The organism is Actinosynnema sp. NPDC023658 (assembly GCF_040639995.1).
Classification (GTDB): domain Bacteria; phylum Actinomycetota; class Actinomycetes; order Mycobacteriales; family Pseudonocardiaceae; genus Actinosynnema.
This window is the reverse complement of record NZ_JBFAAX010000491.1, coordinates 4,120-4,422: the sequence shown is the minus strand read 5'-3', so window position 1 is coordinate 4,422 and position 303 is coordinate 4,120. Positions and strand designations below refer to the sequence as shown.

The 303-nt window shown below is 69.0% G+C and carries 1 protein-coding gene; it reads right to left on the bottom strand.

Going from position 1 to position 303, the window contains the following annotated elements; translation table 11 throughout:
- A partial coding sequence (locus AB0G02_RS29705) for an NAD(P)H-binding protein (protein ID WP_360800347.1) occupies nt 1–251 on the bottom strand: 251 nt, incomplete at its 3' end.
- Nucleotides 252–303 lie beyond the last annotated feature (52 nt).

The window sequence follows — 303 nt, the reverse complement described above, 5'->3', positions numbered from 1 at the left end:
GCATTGGTCATGAAGCCGCATGGTCTGAGGAACGTGGCGGGTATGCCGGAGGTGCGGATCATGTGCTCGCGCTCGTGGTGCCAGCGGCCCATGGCGGGTAGCGGGTCACCGAGCACGGCGTACGAGGACAGGTGCACGATGTGGCGCACACCGGCGGTCTGTGCCGCGGCGATGGCGTGAGCGGTGTGGTCGGTGCCGATGCCGGGCACGAGGAGGAACACTGCGTCCACGTTGTCGAACGCTCGCGTCAGGGTCGAGGGCTGTCCGAGGTCGCCTACGACGCGTTCGGCGCGACCGGGCAGG